Source organism: Paenibacillus sp. JT31N7 (genome assembly GCF_059692095.1).
Genome location: NZ_JCAUAT010000001.1, coordinates 1,126,628 through 1,142,763 on the forward strand (window position 1 = coordinate 1,126,628; position 16,136 = coordinate 1,142,763).

Below are 16,136 nucleotides of genomic sequence, written 5' to 3' on the forward strand. Positions count from 1 at the left end.
ACCTCCCGCTAAGTCCGGCCGTCCCCGGTACGATAGCCGAACAGCTTGGAGAAGGCCGCCTGCAGCCCTTGCGGGCCGTATGCTTCCCTGAAAGACTCGGCCGTCCCCTCTTCGGCTATGCGCCCTTCTTTCAGGAACACGACGTGGTCGGCCGCCGACTCAGCCACGCCAAGCTGGTGCGTGGAGAACAGCACGGCATGACCTTCCGCTTTCGCGTAACGGACAAGCTCGACGAAGGAATCCATCCAGTAAGGATCGAGTCCGTTCGTCGGCTCGTCCATGATGAGCAGCGCCGGCTTGGCCAGCAGCGCCTGGGCGAACAGCAGCCGCTGCCGCATGCCTTTGGAGAAGGAGCTGACCGGCTTGCGCCTCACATCGGCCAGTCCGACCAGCTCCAGGGTTTCCAGCACCCTCGCTTTGGAAACCTTCCGCAGCGAAGCCCAGAATTGAAGTGTTTCCTCCGCCGACAACCCTTGGCCGAACAAATAATCGTCCGGCATGTATCCGATCTGCTGCGCGTACGCCGTTCGGTTTTCTGTCCACTTGCGGCCGTTCACCTCGATAACCCCCGCAGTGGGCTGCGTAATCCCGGCGATCATGCGCAGAATGGTGCTTTTCCCGGCTCCGTTCCCACCGCAAAGAGTCAGCACCTGTCCCCTGTTTATCTGAAGGTTGACCGAATGGATAATCGGCTGCTTGCCGATTTTTTTATGCAAGTCGGACACTTGCAGGACATGCTCAGCCACGGGAACGCCCCCTTTCCCAGATCCAGTTGGCTATGCCTGCGCATACGGCGATCCAGACCAGGCACAAGCCCAGAAATACCAGAGTGCCTTCCGGACGGCCGATCCACCGGACCCATTCGTAATATTCGGGCCCCAGAGCCGCCCCGCCGCCGAGTTTCACGATGACAAACAACCGGACAAGCTCCGCCGGGTTCAGGAACGTGAGCGCCACCAGCGCGCTTTTGATCCAGACGTAAGGAAGCAGACCGAGAACGGCAATCAACAGCGTCGGCCAGCCGATCACCGCGAAAAACCATACTGCCACACCTGCGGTCAGCGCCTGCCAGCGGTTTTTGGCAAACGTGCCGAGCACGAGTGCAATCGCGAGAAACAGCAGAACGAGCCCCGTGGAAAAGGCAAAAAACAAACCGAGCGTACCCGGCTGCAGCCCTTTCCCGGTCAACGCCCCGACCACGCCCGTCAGTCCGTACCCGAAGGCCACGATGGTCAGCATGACTACAGTGAGGCCGGTGTATTTCCCGGCAATAAACGCGAAGGTAGCAAGCGGATAGGTGGAAAGAAGCTGCCAGCTTCCTTCCTCCTTCTCCGCCGTTAACGAAAACGAGCCCAGCAGAAGCGTCATAAGCGGCAGTAAATATAAAATCAGATTGAGCATGGATGAGGTTGAGCTAGAATAGCCCTGCACGAAGCTTTGGGCGTTAATAAGCAGCAAGGACAAGCTGAATAAAGAAAAGAGGGCCATAAACGAATAGGCCCACGGGTTTCTGAATCCGACTTTCACCTCGCGCAGTGCGATCGTCAGCACGTTCATTTGCCGTGCGTTCCATGGTCGCCGGCTTTGCCGCCGTGAGCGTCCTTATCTCCGCCCGCCTCCGGCGTAACGCTGTGGTCATGGCTTCCGCCCATGTTCATCATGCTTTTGTTCTGTTCCCACGAGTGCTTGCCGAGATCCGCAGCCGTCAGCACCTTGCCTTTTTTCTGGCTGTCCGCGAACTTCTGGGCTTCCGCTTTGTCCTTAAACGAATAAATGCCGTAAGCCATCGGAGATTTGAAGGAAGGGTCGTACACGTAGGTCGCATCCTCATACTTGATCCACTCTTTGTTGTTATAATCCCGGACAAACTGGACTTGGATGGAGTCCGCCGCATTTTTCCCTTTCCATTCGTTCATGCAGCCGAGATCGTCGAATTTGTAGGTTTTTCCGTCTTTCGTTTTGAGCTGGACGGCAAACGCGTCATCTTTGATCTGCATGTTGCAGATCGCGCATTTATCCGTTTCTTCGTTGATGGGCTCCGCCTGATCCTTCGCTTGTCCGCATGCGGACAAAACCGTCAAAATCAGCAGAACACTCAGCAAAAACAATCCTTTTCTTTTCATACCCTTCTTACCCCCACATAATAAATTGTACTAACAGATGCCAACAGCAGCAGAAGTCCCAGCAATAGAGTCGTATTCCCCGTCACTCCGCTTATCGGCTTTTGTTCCTGCCCCCTTCCGGGCTTCATCAGCGGCGCTCCATCCTTGCTCCAGCCTTCACGGCCGGAAGTGTACATGCCTTCGAGAAACTGCATCCCCGGCGACTGGAAGAAAAGCTGGTAAGCGGGAACCTCCCCCGTCAGTCTTTGAAAAAAAGGATTCAGCGCATACGACAGCTCGCTCTTGCCGTCCCCGTCGCTGTCCAGACCGCGGAACGCTTCCCAGAAATTGCCGCTGAATGCGTTGCTCTCGCTCTCATTCGCTTCCGCCTCGATCACGTTGCCGATAAAGCGGTTGCCGGTGAAGCGGTTATTTTCCGATTCCAGAAACTGGACGCCTACGAAATTTTGCAGCACGTCGTTGTTTGCGAAATCGTTGGAGCCCGACTGCTCGACATAAAGGCCGACCCGGTTGCCCTCCACTTTATTGCCGGTTACTTGCGAGTTATGTACGTCGAAAAACAGCAGGCCCTGCGAGTTCACGCTCTCGCTTTGTTTGGTAAAGGAATTGCCGGATACCTCGGCTTCCTTGACGCCCATGATCATGGCGCCCGTGACGTTGTACATGCCGGTGTTGCCGCGCACGACCGTCCCCTTCGTGTACATGCAGTGAATCCCGTACCGGGAGTGTTCGACGGAGTTGGCCTCCACCTTGTTCCGGTGGCTGCTTTCCAGATAGATGCCGTCGTTCATGGAACTTACCCGGTTGCCCGAGATAACGTTATCGTGCGCGTTGAAAAGATCAATGCCGTTGCGTCTTTCGGACAGCTTGGCCGCTTCGCTTCCGACCCGGACGACGGAATTGTTCTCGATCCGGTTATTCCCCGTATCCCTCAGCAGGATGCCGAAAGCACCCGTGCGGATATCCAGCGTATGCAGCCATGCCCGGCTTCCCTGGACAAGCACCGCCGGCGTGTCGGAGGACGCCCCTTCCCCGTCCTGCACGATCTGCAGGCCTTTCAGGGAAACATCGTCCGCCCGGACAGTGATGGCGGGCTTCCCGCTCCCGGCCTTGTTCCCGACGACGGCGCCGCTCTGCCCCTCGATCACGATGGGGCGGGTAATCACGGCGGGACCCTCGTAGGAGCCTGCCGGAAGCTGGAGCAGACCGCCGGACGGCGTACGGTCGATGAGCTGCTGCAGCGCGGCGGTCCGGGCCGTACCCGCGTCCGGCGGAGCCCCGGCCGCCCGCTGGTCCGGCAGCCATAACCCGGCGGCTGCCGCGGCACAGACGCACAGCCACAGGGGAATCAGACGGAGCTTCATGAAACGTCAAGCGCCTTTCTCTTGGTGATGTGCGTCACTCCCTGGTAGAGATGCACGTAAATGGCATATTTGCCGGGCTCATCGAACGTTTTCTCTATCGAGTAATTTCCGTCCCCGCTTGTTTTCGCATCCAGCAGCTCCGGAAGCCCGCTGTTGTCCGCCATGCGGACGTCGAGCTGGACTCTCGCCCCCTCTTGTGTGGTTAATCCGGTAATCTTCGCCGTGATCACCGCTTTCTCGCCTGTTTTGACCGGCGAAGGCTCGGTGACGAGATCGACTTTGACTTTGGCCGGGTCCTGTCCCTTAAGGTCTTGAGAGCAAGCCGTGACGGCAAACACCAGAAGAACGGCCAGCAGGAATCGGCTGATCGGTTTTAGCAAGGCAAGGCCTCCTTTCCTTTCACTTCCATTATTCTTACACGCGGCTGCCCTTTTTAATATGACTCAACAGGGCTATTCCCGTTAACATTGTGTGAATAGTTTATTTTGTCCGGAACAAATAAGTTTTCCTGCGATTAATTTGTTGCGCGGCGGAAACATTAAGCGGAAGAAACAGACAGACAAAGGAGAGCTGCACATGTTTATGGTATACGGAATCGCCCTGCTTCTGGCGGGACTTCTTACGATCAACAGTATCTTCTCGTACCAAAGCAAACATATCGATCCTTCGCTCTGGACGACCTTGTGGTTTCAATGCAAAATGATCCCGCTGGTGTTTGCCGCCAACGTCATGATCGGTTACGGCGTCAAGTTCTGTTACAAGACGACCGGCAATCTTACCCTGTCTCTAGGCATATCCAAAGGCATCGAGATTTTTATTTGCGTATTGATGGGCTATCTCTTCCTGAAGGAAATTCCGAACTGGAAAACCTGGGTGGGCCTGGGCATCGTAGTCGGCGGCTTTGTGATCACCAAGCTGAAATAGCGGCCGAGCGGCATGTGGAGAGCAGCCGGCCGCACAAATCAGGCCGAGGAGGACAGGCTTTGAGCCAGTCTTCACCTGTTTTGAGCCCGGCCCGGCCTATCGGAAAGTACTGCCATACTGCCAGGCGGCTCTTCACCCCCTCGCTCCTTAGCTGCACGGCGGGCATACGCCCGGACGAGCCAAAAAAGCTCCGGACCGTAAAAGGTTCGGAGCTTTAGCTATAAAAACGGTTCGGCCGCCGATGACGGTCAGGCGCGAATGTGTAAAACCTGCTGCGGAGCGTCCGGCGTCCGGAGCACGATCTCGCCGCCCGCTTCGTCGTAAGCCCAGCCGCTTGCGGACCGGTCTCCGCCGATCATGCCAGCCTCCAGACGCCGGAGGCCTTCGATCGCCGTAGGGACGAATTCCGCGTGCTTGATGCGGATCAGGAAGCTGCGGTCTGCGTTTGGCAGCCCGCCGTGCTCGTAAGCCCAAGCCAGCTTCATGCCTCCGTCCGCCGCTTCCGTAGACATGCGGATCACATTGTACGCTCCCTGCTCGTACCCGTAGGTGATCCCGTCGTCTTCGTACACGGTTCCCTCGGAACTTCCGCCGGACGCATAAATGTTCCACGTCAGAGACGATGCCGTTTGCTCGTCCGCATGCTGCTTAAGCAGCTCTTCCGCAAGAATAGCTCCCGCTTTGATGTACATCGGCATAATGTGGAGCGGCGCGTGGGCGAGGATATGCTTCGGCCCCGTATACTTTTCCCCGGTCCAGTAGTCGATCCACTTGCCTTCCGGGATATACACGGCGCGGTGCTCCGTATCGGGACGGTAGACCGGGGCGACGAGTACGCTGCTGCCGAGCAGGAACTGGTCGCTGAGGTTCGTCACCTGCGGATCGTGCGGATATTCCAGCACAAGCGGCCGCAGAATCGGCATCCCGGTCCGGGAAGCTTCGTGGAACAGCGTGTACAGCACCGGCATCCAGCGGTAGCGCAGCCCGATATAGCTGCGGCAGATCGCTTCGGTCTCTTCGCCGAACGACCACGGTTCCTGGCGGACGGAATCGATCACGCTGTGGTTGCGGCAGAAAGGGAACAGCGCTCCCATTTGCGTCCAGCGGGCAAGCAGCTGCCCCGTGGAGTGATGCGCAAAGCCGCCGATATCGGGGCCCGTGAACGGAATTCCGGACAATCCCAGGTTGAGTACCATCGGAATCGCCATCGCCATATGTTCCCAGAAGCTGCGGTTGTCGCCCGTCCATACGGCGGCATAACGCTGCACGCCGCTGTACCCGGCGCGCGTCAGAACGAACGGCCGCTCTCCGCCCAACTGCTCCCGGAGGCTTTCGAAAGTCGCTTTGGACATCATCATGCCGTACAGGTTATGCAGCTCTTCGTGCGTCTTGCTGTCGCCGTTATTGCCGTGGATGACGTCGAGATCCATCGTTTTGGATTCGTTGAATACAGCCGGCTCGTTCATATCGTTCCAGATTCCCGTGATACCGAGGTCCACGTAGAACTTATGCTTCTCCCCCCACCATTTGCCCACGGCGTCTTCCGTGAAATCGGGGAACGCGCTTTTACCGGGCCATACGTCTCCGATAAACAGCTCGCCTTCCAGCTTTTTGCAGAAATAGCCGTTTTCGATCCCTTCCCGGTAGATCGGATATTTGGGATCTTTTTTGACGCCCGGATCTACGATCGGCACGATGCGCATGCCAAGCTTTTTCAGTTCCGCCATCATTCCTTCCGGGTCCGGGAAACGGTCCTTGTCGAACGTAAAGACGCGATATTGATCCATGTAATGGATATCCAGATGAATGACGTCGCACGGGATGTTTTTCTCGCGGAACGCACGCGCCAGCTCCAGCACTTCCTGCTGGTTCATATAGCTGTAACGGGACTGATGGTAGCCGAGGGACCATTTCGGCGGCATGGAGATGCGGCCCGTCAGCTTCGTGTAGCGGCCGACGACGTCTTTGGGCTGCGGACCGAAAATGAAGTACAGGTCGTACTCCCCCGTCGTACACTGAATCGTAAAGAGATCGGGATGCGTGCGCATGTCAAAATCGGTACGGCCGGGATTATCCAGAAACAACCCGTAAGAGCCGGTTTGATGCATGTGAATGAGCAGAGGGATCGATTCGTATAACGCCTCGATTTCCGGCACATGCGGCGCGAACACGTCGGAGTTCCACATCGCATAGCGCTCTCCCCGCTTGTCCAGGAAGCTCGTTTTCTCCCCAAGCCCGTAAAAATGAGAGTCCGTCCCCATCACATAGGAGCCGCTCAGCGAACCCCGGGTCGTCCACGATAGCGTAGGCTGCTTCATCAGAAGCTCGCCTTCCGGCGTTTCGACCGTCAGGGCGAACGTTTCCTTCTCAATGATAAGGCGCAGCGCGGAGGTGCGGAATTCGAATCCTTCCGGGCTTTCCGACCGATCGGCTTTAACCGGTTGAAACGAATCCGCCAGTACAGCGACGGTCGCGGCCTTGAACTCCGGCTTGCTCCCGTGGAACAATTTGATCTGGAACAGCCCGCTTTCCAAAAAAGTCAGCAGCAGATTGGCGTGCTCGCCGTGAATAAGATAAGAATCGTCCAGCTCCGTTACGCCGGTAGCGCGTCCAGGTGCTTTAGGGGCCACTTCCAGCACCGTATCGATGGATTTGTCGGGATGAATGGTTTCGCTCGTTTGCATGGCCTATTCCTCTTTCTGAATGGAGTTGGGTTGGGTACGCCGGGCAGTGCTTTGGCGGCGTTTAAGTTCGACGGGCAGCGTAACGGAATACTCGGCCGGAACGCTTCCGCGGATCATGCTGAGAATGCGGCGTATCGCCGTCTTCCCCTTGGTGCCGATATCCTGCCGGATCGTGGTCAGGGAGGGCGTCAGAAAGCCCGCGTAGTCGATATCGTCGTATCCCATGACGGAGATATCGTCGGGAATGCGTACGCCGAGCTCCTGCAGCCCTTTCATCAGTCCGATGGCAGCGACGTCCGAAAAAGCGAATACGGCGCTGACTTTCGGGCTGAGCATATAAACCTGCTGGGCGCTGTGATAGCCGCCGAGCAGAGAGACCGGCGTCTCGACAAGCAAAGCGCGGTCCGCTTCGATACCGCTCTCCTCCAGCGCCCGGGTATAGCCGAGCCAGCGTTCTTCATAGACGCCCGAAGTGATGATGTCGCCCGCAATGACGGCAATCCGCTCATGCCCGAGCGAAAGCAGATGCTTCGTCCCGAGGTAACCGCCCATCCGGTCGTTCATGTTGACGACCTGAAGGTTCTCCCCTTCGGTGAGATAGCAGTCCAGATACACGCACGGAACGTCAAGCTGGGCGATGCGGCCCAGGAGCGGCGAATCGCCGGTTATCCCGATGGCGATAATACCGTCGAGCTGCCGTTCCTGGACAAACGTGAGCGGGTCCTCTTCGGTCACGCCCGATACGATGACGTGCAGGCGTTCTTCCCGCGCTTCCGCTTCGACGGCCATGACGAGCTGCCAGTAAAACGGATTGTCTTCGAGCCGTCCCCTCTCGCCGGTCGGCACCAGAATTCCGATGAGCTGGGAGCGCCTTTCTTTCAGAAAACGGGCCGCCGTGCTAGGCGCGTAATCGTGACGGTCGATGACCTGAAGCACTCTCTTCGCGGTTTCACCGGAGACTCGCCCGGTGCCGTTCATTACGTTGGATACGGTCGCGATGGATACACCGGCCTCCGCCGCTATGTCTTTGATCGTTATTTTGTTCATCGTTCCCCCAAATCGGCCGATTTGTCAGAAAATTGATTAATCGTTTTACACCTAAAAGATCTTACGTTGTTTCTTTCTATTTCCTACGAGATGATTGTACTGCGGATCGTTTTGATAGATCAACGATTAAACGTTTTATCATTTTTTAAGCAGCGACTATTTTAAAAACTTTCGTCTTTTTTCGTAAAGCTTCGTTACAGTTTAAACTTGATATTTGCCGCAGGAAGGCGTATGTATTAGGTACCGTAGTTAAAGGGTTGAGGCTATTCGCAGTCCATGAGAAGACATCTGGTTCCTGTTAACTTAAACCTAGCTGTTTGGATGGGAGGTTATACCATAGTGGCTGAGAAGGGCGCATGCGAATTCAAAAGGCTTCACCAAACTTCGGATTTGTGCTTATTGTTGTCTGGTTAACGGGCAGGATAGTCGAACAATAAAGAAGAAAATGAATATAAAAAGGGGGATTGGATATGATTGCTTGGCTTAATCTTGGCAGCCTCATGTTTGGAGCAATCGCCTGGATTCTTCCGGCTATTCATATATTCAGATATGATAAGCAGCGTTCTCAAAATCGGGTCGTTCTTTCTATTGTGAGCTTTAGTGCTTGTTCTATTTCGTTGTTTTTTCAGATTTGCAGTTTCTATGTTCGTGTAAAGGCTGAGGATTGGTCTGCTCTACTGGATACAGTAAGTGTTATCGCATCTGTTCCGGCAATATTGCTCGTCGGTACATTCCTATTAAATGTAGTTACATTGTATTTTTATCGTAATAAGGCACCACAATAGGATGTCAATTTTAACAGTTCGCAAGAAGAATAGTGGAACGGTGTAATTAAACCAGAGGGAAACGATAGTTCAATGAATCGCCTGTTCACCAAGGCGGACTTCTTAAGGTCAATATCAACATCAGAATTTAACATAGCTTTAAAAAAAGACAGCCGCCTTTTCAGCGGCCGTCCGTGTTGGCGATGCCCGGTTCCCTTATTGTCTTTGACGCTCAGCAAGTCTATTCCCGGGAATCGAAATAAATATGTCTCGCCTCGGTCTTCTCTCCGTCCGTCTCGATCAGTCCGAACGAAAACCGCGGCTGCCAGCGCTTGTCCCAAGGGGAGCCCGGATTAAACAAGAGAAGGCCGTCGATCCTCTCCGAGTAAGGAATATGCGAATGGCCGAATACGATCACATCCGGGTGCTCGTCCTGAAAAGTGAAAAGGGCGCGCTGCTCCGTCGTCCTTCCCCTGCCGCGATCCCCGTGGACGAGCCCGATTTTGAGCCCGCCGGCCTCGATCAGCTTGCTGTATCCGAATCTGCGCACGATATCCGGGCCGTCATTGTTCCCCGCAACAGATTCGACGGGCGCGATCTTCTCCACCCATCCGATAATTTCCGGGCTCGTCCAGTCTCCGGCGTGAAGAATGAGATCGACTCCCGCCAGCCCCTCCAGAACGGCGTCAGGCAGTTTACCTGCCGTCGGCCTCATATGCGTATCGGACAATACTCCTATTTTCATGCGCAAACGCTCCTTTCAAACGGGAAGTATCGGCTTACAATTCGTCCGGAAAAAGAATCCTTACCTCGTCCCCGGCGGAAACGATGCCGGGCCTCTCGACCGAAGCCACGATTCCCCTGCGGTTCCAGGCGGCTTTCACGAACTTGCCCGCGAGTTTGGGGTTCCCCGCTTGCTCGGCAATCACCTTACCGGGATGCACGCACGGTTCGTTTTCCCCTTCGCACACGAGTCCCGCTCCGCTCGGAAACAAAATTCTCGTTCCCCGGGGCAGTGCGGTCAGACGATCCAGACCCTTGAACGCCATGTTCGCTCCCAGCCACTCGGGGGCAACCCGTTCGATTCCGAGGGCGGCCGCAATCTCTTCGCATTCCTCTTCGGATACGATGCTGATCTGACGCCGGTTCATGATCTCGGTTCCGCGCGGATACATCGGCTGGCGGACGTCGGCCTTGCTTGTCACTCCGAAATGCCGGTCTCCGACCAATCCCCCGAACTGCAGCTCCACCCAATCGAGATGGTGCGTAATAAACGTTTTGGGCTTGTCCGCAATAAGAAGACCGGTCATAACGGCTTGTTGTTCGTTTCCTTTTTTCATGTCAGCTCACTCCAGGTTCGATTATGAGAACTCGCACTTCATAACAAATCCGGTTCCCTGAATATATGCAGTCATTATATCACAAGGATGATCTTGCCAGAAACTTAGAGCTTGCCGCTTCCGGCTTAGTGCTTTTCTTTCCCTCCAGCTTATACGGTGCGGATCCTATCCGCCATGCCGGGCGTTGTTGCCATTGTTTGCCGTTTATGATATGTTATTTCTTCATGCTCAAAATCTGATCTTAGGGGGTAACTGATCTTGGATAAGAATCAAAGTGCCTATCAAGAAGAACAAAACCGGCTGGACGCCATCCTCGCGGACGTCAACCGGAGACTGGCGGAGCTGCAGGCCGTTCCCGTATACCGTGGACAGGATTTCACGGAACAGGCACTTGAAGCCTTGCGCGAAAGCAGCCGCCAGTCTCTTGCTCTGGCTTCGGACGAACCTTATTTCGGCCGGCTCGACTTTCAGCCTGAAAACGCTGCCGGAAAGTCCGCTTTATACATCGGCAAGTTCGGCGTCGACGACGAGAACGGCGGAGAACCTCATGTCATTGACTGGCGGGCGCCGGTAGCCAGCATGTTCTATTCCTACACGGGCGGAGACGAGAAAGCCGCGTACGAATCTCCCGACGGTCTTGTGGAAGGTCTGGTGTATTTAAAAAGAAACCTGGTCATCCGCAAGCAGATTCTCCAGCGGGTCGTGGACACCTACGACCGGGAAAGCGACCTTCTGTCCGGAGCGGGCGGAGACGAGTTTTTGCTGTATCGCCTCGGCGAGAACAAAGACAACAAGCTGCGCGATATCGTTTCCACGATTCAGGCGGAGCAGGACAAGATTATCCGTTCGGCCAAGAACGCGGCTCTTATTATTCAAGGCGTCGCCGGAAGCGGAAAGACGACCGTCGCTCTCCACCGTCTCGCTTTTCTGCTCTATCAATACCGCGACCAGGTTAAAGCGGAAAATATGATGATTTTCGCACCGAACTCCATGTTTCTCGATTACATATCCGGGGTTCTCCCAGAGCTCGGAGTCGGTCATATCCGGCAGAGTACGTTTGCGGATTGGGCCATAGAGCTGACGCGACTTCCTTTCCCGCTGGAGAATCCCGCCGACGAAAGTGCCGTCTGGTTTGCCCTCGGCTCCAAGCGTCCGCCGTTAAACGACCAAGTATCCGGCCGCTGGAAAGGCTCCGTCGCCTTCCGGGACTTCCTGGAGAGCTGCTTTGACGGCTACGCACGGACCTGTCTTCCGCAGGAACCTTTTCACCCTTGGGACGGAAAAACGCTCCGGGGCGATACGATCGGCGTCTGGTATAACGAAGAATACAAACATCTCCCTCCCGCCAAGCGCAGAGAGCGGGTCGTCGCCCGAATCAAACGCTGGATAACGATGGAACTGGACAAAGTCTGGGACGCCAAGCAGAAAAAAGAACGGAAAACCAAATCGACCCAGCGGCTGAAAGCCTACCTGAAAGGCTGGCCGGAGCTTGATGCGCTGTCGTTCTATAAAGCCGTGTTCGATCCCAAAGCCGGGGCTCTCTGGATGACGGAAGAACTGCGCGGCCGGATTCCCGAAGCCGTGGCGAAGGATACGCTGGCCTCCTTCCGCCGCAAGAAGGTGCGCCACGAGGATCTCCCGGCGCTCGTCTTTATCCATGCCTCCCTGCACGGCATCGAAGGCTCGGAGCGGTTCGACCACGTGGTCATCGACGAAGCGCAGGACGCTTCGCCGTTCCAGATTGCCGTGCTCGACCAGTACACCCGGCAGCATTCCTTCACGATACTGGGCGATCTGTCCCAGGGAATTCATGCCTACCGGGGAACGCAGGACTGGGCCGAAGTCACGTCGCTCTTCGGGGAAGGCGAAACCGCTTATTTCGAACTGGAGCGAAGCTACCGCTCGACGATGGAAATTATCCGTTTCGCGAACCACGTCCTCTCTACCGGAGTCGGAGCCGGTCTCCTGGCCGTTCCCGTATTCCGGTCCGGCGAACGGGTCAAGGTGCTTCGGGTAGAGAAGGAACGGGAGAGCGCCTTCCTCCGCGAAGCGGTTGAGCGGCTTCTCCGCCGGAACTACGATACGGTGGCGGTGATTACACGCACCGAGGAAGACGCCGTGCGGCTTCACGCCCAGCTCGGAGAGCTGGGGCTTGCGGCGAGCAGAATCACGGCGGACCAGAAGCAGTACGCCGGCGGAGTATCGGTCGTGCCCGTCTACCTGACCAAAGGGCTCGAGTTCGACGCCGCCATTCTGACGGATGCCGACCCCGCCCATTACGGCGCCGACGCTCAGGACGCCAAGCTGCTCTACGTCGGCTGTACCCGCGCCCTGCACGATTTGTGGGTGCTCTACGACGGCGAGCCTTCCCCGCTCGTCAGCGTCGACGATCCCGAGATTGTAACCCGGGAGCTTCCCGGGGAAGACAGCGCGGATCGGCGGGCGGAATAACACATCCACGCATGCGAGCGCAAAAAAAAGGCTGTTACCGGTCCGGCGGACCTGTAAACAGCCTTTTGTATGTTCATGCCTGTATGTGCACCGCACTGGTCAGCCGGCGCAAACAGCTTTCACCATCAGCCGGGAGCGGCTGTCAGCAGCTGTTAGCAGCTGATAAGGATGCCGCCCTCTCCCGCGTAGGTGCCGATGACCGGTCCCATCTCGGTGATGACGACCTGCCCGAACGGGAACAGCCGAAGCAGCTGATCTCTCACGTCCCGGGCGCGGTCCTCGCAGTTGCTGTGCGCAATGCCGAGGATGCACCGCTCCAGATCGTGCCGGGTTTCGCTCACCTTCTCGCTTACCCGTTCGATCAGACGCTTGATCGCATTCTGGGTCCCGCGCACTTTCTCGAAAGGCTCCAGAGTGCCTTCTTCGCTCGCTTTCATGATCTGCTTGATGTTCAGTACGGACGCCACCGCACCGCGGACGCGGTCGAGGCGGCCTCCTTTTATGACATTTTCAAGCGTGTCCAGGAAAAAATACGTATGATGGCTTTTGATTTCTTCCTTCATCCGGCCTGTCAGCTCTTCGAAGGGCATGCCTTCTTTCGCGAACTTGGCCGCTTTTACGGCAAGAAGACCCTGACCCAGAGAAGCCGTGCGGGAATCCAGCACTTCGATCCGGCCTGTATAGCCGTCCTCCATAAGTTGTTCCCTCGCCATGAGGGCATGATGATAGGTACTACTGAGATTAGACGAAACAGAGACTACCAGAATGTCACTTTGTGAAGCCTTGCGGTACTCTTCCATAAAAGTATGCGGGGCGGGACTCGACGTCTGAGGAAGCTTGGGCTCCTGCCTCATCAGCTCATAGAATAATGTTCTGCTCATGTCTGAAGTCATTTCCTTATCGCCGAAACGGACGAGCAGGGGAACGACTGTGATGTCTAATTCCCGGGCCAGCTCCTGAGGCAAATCGGAAGTTCCATCCGTAATAATCTTGATCGTCAAGAAGTACCCTCATTTCTAAGATTTAATAAATACGATGCCCACTGTCTGAGGACCGCAGTGACTGGAAACGACGCATCCGGTTTCCGTAATCTCAATTCGTTTGACGCCCGTTTCCTGCAGAAGACGGGCACGTACAAGCTCCGCTTCCTCCTGCGCCATGGAATGCGTAACGAACAGGACATCCGGGTCCATCTCGTGCTTGAAGGCCAGCGCGTTGTCCACCAGCTGTTCCAACGCTTTCTCCCTCTTACCACGCACTTTGGAAGTTAGAATCATGGAACCGTCCTTAACCTGAACGACCGGGCGGATTTTCAGCAGGCTCCCGAAAAAAGCCTGTACACTCGTACAGCGGCCGCCTTTATGCAAATAATCCAGCGTATCGATAATGAATTCCGTACTCACCTTAGGAATGAACGATTTTACCATGGCTTCGATCTCCGCCGCACTGCGTCCCTGCTTGGCCGCTTCCACGGCTTTGCAGATCAGAATGCCGATGCCGGTAGCCAGGTTGCGGGAATCGATGACGGTTACCCGTCCTTCGGGAAAGAGATCGGACGTTAATACGGCATTCTGATAAGTCGAAGAGACTTCGGAAGAAAGGCCGATATAGACGATATCGCAGCCCTGTTCGATATGAGGCCGGAACGCTTTCTCGAAATCGGCCGGAGACGGAGCCGCCGTCTTGGGCAGCTTGCCCGACTGCTCGACTTTCCGGTACAGGACCTCCGGTGTAATGTCCACCCCGTCCCGGTACGAGTCGTCGCCGAAGACAACATAAAGGGGAACGACGCCAATTTCGTTTTCCTTCAAATAGTGCGGATTTAAATCGTTCGTACTGTCCGTAAAAATTTTAATCGGCGCCACGAGACTTCCTCCCTGCTCTGCAGTAACAATTTCACGTTCTATCTCGCTTACAGCACCTTACCCAGGAATTCCTTCGTCCGGGCATGCTGCGGGTTCGAGAACACTTCTTCCGGCCTGCCCTGTTCGACGATGACGCCCCCGTCCATGAAGACGACGCGGTCGCCTACTTCGCGGGCAAATCCCATTTCATGCGTAACGACGACCATGGTCATGCCGTCTTTCGCCAGCTTTTTCATGACATCGAGCACCTCGCCGACCATCTCGGGATCGAGCGCGGAGGTGGGCTCGTCGAACAGCATGACGTCGGGGGACATCGCCAGCGCGCGTGCGATCGCGATCCGCTGTTTCTGTCCTCCGGACAGTTGGGCCGGATAAGCGTCGGCTTTTTCCGCCAATCCTACTTTACGGAGCAAATCGGCCGCGGTTTCATTCGCCTGGCTCACCGACATTTTTTTCAGCTTGCGCGGAGCAAGCGTAATGTTGTCTTTGACCGACAGGTGGGGGAACAGGTTGAACTGCTGGAACACCATGCCCATCTTTTGCCGGACGGAATTGATATCCGTCTTCTTGTTCGTTATGGAAATTCCCTCGAAAAGGATCTCGCCGTCGGTCGGCACTTCCAGCAGGTTGATACAGCGCAGGAACGTGCTTTTGCCCGAGCCGGAAGGCCCGATGACCACGACGACCTCGCCTTTTTGAATTTCGATATCGATTCCGTTCAGCACGTTTAATTTCCCGAAATGTTTATGAAGGTTCGTAATGTTAAGCATTCGACTTCGCCAGCCTCCTTTCGAGCAGTCCGACGAGCTTGGACAGCGTCAGGGTGATAACCAGATAAATAAAAGCGGCGATGATCAGCGGTTCGAACGAAAGCAACAGGCTTCCTTTGACCGTGTCCGCATTGAACATCAGTTCGTTGAGGCCGATGACCGAAACGATCGAGGTTTCCTTGATAACGACGACCAGCTCGTTTCCGAGCGCCGGAAGTACGGTGCGGAACGCCTGCGGAATTATGACGAGACGCATCGCCATCCACGGCTTCATCCCGAGGGAACGGGCCGCTTCCATCTGTCCTTTGTCCACGGACTGGATGCCCGCGCGCATAATTTCAGCCACATAGGCCGTGCTGTTGAGTCCGAGCGTAATGACGGCTGCGGTAAATTCTCCGCCGTACTCTTCCAGAAACGGAAACGGAGGGAAATGAAAGTCCGGAATAAACTGCGGCAGTGCGTAATACACGAGGAAAATTTGAATAATGATCGGTGTTCCCCGGAAAAACTCGATATAAGCCGTAGCCAGCCACCGGAGCGGCCAAACACCGGACAAACGGAGCAGGCTCATCCCTGTTCCGAAAATCGCGCCTAAAACGACAGTAATCACGGACAGAAGAAGCGTGACCTTCGTTCCGTCCACAAAATAATGCCCGTATTCGTTTAAAAATGAAAAATTCATGGGCTGTTACTCCTCCTTAAATGCGGATGGACACCGCTAATTATACAATTACTAACCACCTTGTGACCATCCCTGAAAAAAGAAAATAGCGGAGGGTTCTCCGCTATCTCACATTTATTGCA

At 55.6% G+C, this 16,136-nt stretch carries 16 protein-coding genes; 3 read left to right on the forward strand and 13 right to left on the reverse strand.

What is annotated here, in order from left to right; genetic code table 11:
* Positions 1–8: 8 nt before the first annotated feature.
* Genes AC58P5_RS04995 through AC58P5_RS05015 form a run of 5 tightly spaced genes read right to left on the reverse strand, consistent with a single transcriptional unit; the run spans position 9 to position 3,867 of the window.
* The gene (locus AC58P5_RS04995) at positions 9–746 is read right to left on the reverse strand and encodes an ABC transporter ATP-binding protein (RefSeq protein WP_497384963.1); all 738 of its coding nucleotides are present in this window, start codon (positions 744–746) and stop codon (positions 9–11) included.
* Positions 739–1,557, reverse strand: a complete 819-nt coding sequence (locus tag AC58P5_RS05000; protein WP_497384964.1) for an ABC transporter permease — start codon at positions 1,555–1,557, stop codon at positions 739–741. Before AC58P5_RS05000 ends, AC58P5_RS04995 begins: the two co-directional genes overlap by 8 nt.
* The gene (locus AC58P5_RS05005) at positions 1,554–2,123 is read right to left on the reverse strand and encodes a nitrous oxide reductase accessory protein NosL (protein ID WP_497384966.1); all 570 of its coding nucleotides are present in this window, start codon (positions 2,121–2,123) and stop codon (positions 1,554–1,556) included. Before AC58P5_RS05005 ends, AC58P5_RS05000 begins: the two co-directional genes overlap by 4 nt.
* Complete coding sequence (locus tag AC58P5_RS05010) at positions 2,120–3,487, reverse strand: right-handed parallel beta-helix repeat-containing protein (RefSeq protein ID WP_497384967.1); 1,368 nt, start codon at positions 3,485–3,487, stop codon at positions 2,120–2,122. The genes AC58P5_RS05005 and AC58P5_RS05010 overlap by 4 nt, the downstream gene beginning before the upstream one ends.
* The gene (locus AC58P5_RS05015) at positions 3,484–3,867 is read right to left on the reverse strand and encodes a FixH family protein (RefSeq protein WP_497384968.1); all 384 of its coding nucleotides are present in this window, start codon (positions 3,865–3,867) and stop codon (positions 3,484–3,486) included. The genes AC58P5_RS05010 and AC58P5_RS05015 overlap by 4 nt, the downstream gene beginning before the upstream one ends.
* 196 nt (positions 3,868–4,063) lie before the next feature.
* Here AC58P5_RS05015 and AC58P5_RS05020 point away from each other — a divergent pair, with 196 nt between their 5' ends.
* Positions 4,064–4,411: a hypothetical protein gene (locus AC58P5_RS05020; RefSeq protein ID WP_497384969.1), complete on the forward strand. Its 348-nt coding sequence runs from the start codon at positions 4,064–4,066 to the stop codon at positions 4,409–4,411.
* 248 nt (positions 4,412–4,659) lie between these two features.
* Here AC58P5_RS05020 and AC58P5_RS05025 read toward each other — a convergent pair whose 3' ends face one another.
* Both AC58P5_RS05025 and AC58P5_RS05030 read right to left on the reverse strand, forming a co-directional pair.
* Positions 4,660–7,095, reverse strand: coding sequence for a glycoside hydrolase family 31 protein (locus AC58P5_RS05025; protein ID WP_497384971.1), 2,436 nt, complete (start codon positions 7,093–7,095; stop codon positions 4,660–4,662).
* A 3-nt stretch (positions 7,096–7,098) separates the two neighbouring features.
* The gene (locus AC58P5_RS05030; protein WP_497384972.1) at positions 7,099–8,142 is read right to left on the reverse strand and encodes a LacI family DNA-binding transcriptional regulator; all 1,044 of its coding nucleotides are present in this window, start codon (positions 8,140–8,142) and stop codon (positions 7,099–7,101) included.
* A 470-nt stretch (positions 8,143–8,612) separates the two neighbouring features.
* Here AC58P5_RS05030 and AC58P5_RS05035 point away from each other — a divergent pair, with 470 nt between their 5' ends.
* The gene (locus AC58P5_RS05035) at positions 8,613–8,927 is read left to right on the forward strand and encodes a hypothetical protein (protein WP_497384974.1); all 315 of its coding nucleotides are present in this window, start codon (positions 8,613–8,615) and stop codon (positions 8,925–8,927) included.
* Positions 8,928–9,147: 220 nt separating this feature from the next.
* Here the strand turns inward: AC58P5_RS05035 and AC58P5_RS05040 are convergent, their stop codons facing one another.
* Both AC58P5_RS05040 and AC58P5_RS05045 read right to left on the reverse strand, forming a co-directional pair.
* Positions 9,148–9,651 carry a metallophosphoesterase family protein gene (locus tag AC58P5_RS05040; RefSeq protein ID WP_497384975.1) on the reverse strand — a complete coding sequence of 168 codons (504 nt, stop codon included), beginning with the start codon at positions 9,649–9,651 and terminating at the stop codon, positions 9,148–9,150.
* Positions 9,652–9,685: 34 nt separating this feature from the next.
* Complete coding sequence (locus tag AC58P5_RS05045; RefSeq protein ID WP_497384976.1) at positions 9,686–10,246, reverse strand: MOSC domain-containing protein; 561 nt, start codon at positions 10,244–10,246, stop codon at positions 9,686–9,688.
* A gap of 258 nt (positions 10,247–10,504) precedes the next feature.
* Here AC58P5_RS05045 and AC58P5_RS05050 point away from each other — a divergent pair, with 258 nt between their 5' ends.
* A complete protein-coding gene (locus AC58P5_RS05050; RefSeq protein ID WP_497384978.1) occupies positions 10,505–12,697 on the forward strand; it encodes a HelD family protein in 2,193 nt (730 codons plus the stop codon).
* 152 nt (positions 12,698–12,849) lie between these two features.
* On the opposite strand, the gene AC58P5_RS05055 is transcribed toward AC58P5_RS05050, so the two are convergent.
* The 4 genes from AC58P5_RS05055 to AC58P5_RS05070 are packed head-to-tail and all read right to left on the reverse strand — an operon-like array spanning position 12,850 to position 16,014.
* Positions 12,850–13,698, reverse strand: a complete 849-nt coding sequence (locus tag AC58P5_RS05055) for a DegV family protein (protein WP_497384979.1) — start codon at positions 13,696–13,698, stop codon at positions 12,850–12,852.
* A 15-nt stretch (positions 13,699–13,713) separates the two neighbouring features.
* Entirely contained in the window at positions 13,714–14,562 is an 849-nt protein-coding gene (locus AC58P5_RS05060; protein ID WP_497384980.1) for a DegV family protein, read from the reverse strand.
* 47 nt (positions 14,563–14,609) lie between these two features.
* Positions 14,610–15,332: an amino acid ABC transporter ATP-binding protein gene (locus AC58P5_RS05065; RefSeq protein ID WP_497384981.1), complete on the reverse strand. Its 723-nt coding sequence runs from the start codon at positions 15,330–15,332 to the stop codon at positions 14,610–14,612.
* A complete protein-coding gene (locus AC58P5_RS05070) occupies positions 15,325–16,014 on the reverse strand; it encodes an amino acid ABC transporter permease (protein WP_497384983.1) in 690 nt (229 codons plus the stop codon). Before AC58P5_RS05070 ends, AC58P5_RS05065 begins: the two co-directional genes overlap by 8 nt.
* Positions 16,015–16,136 lie beyond the last annotated feature (122 nt).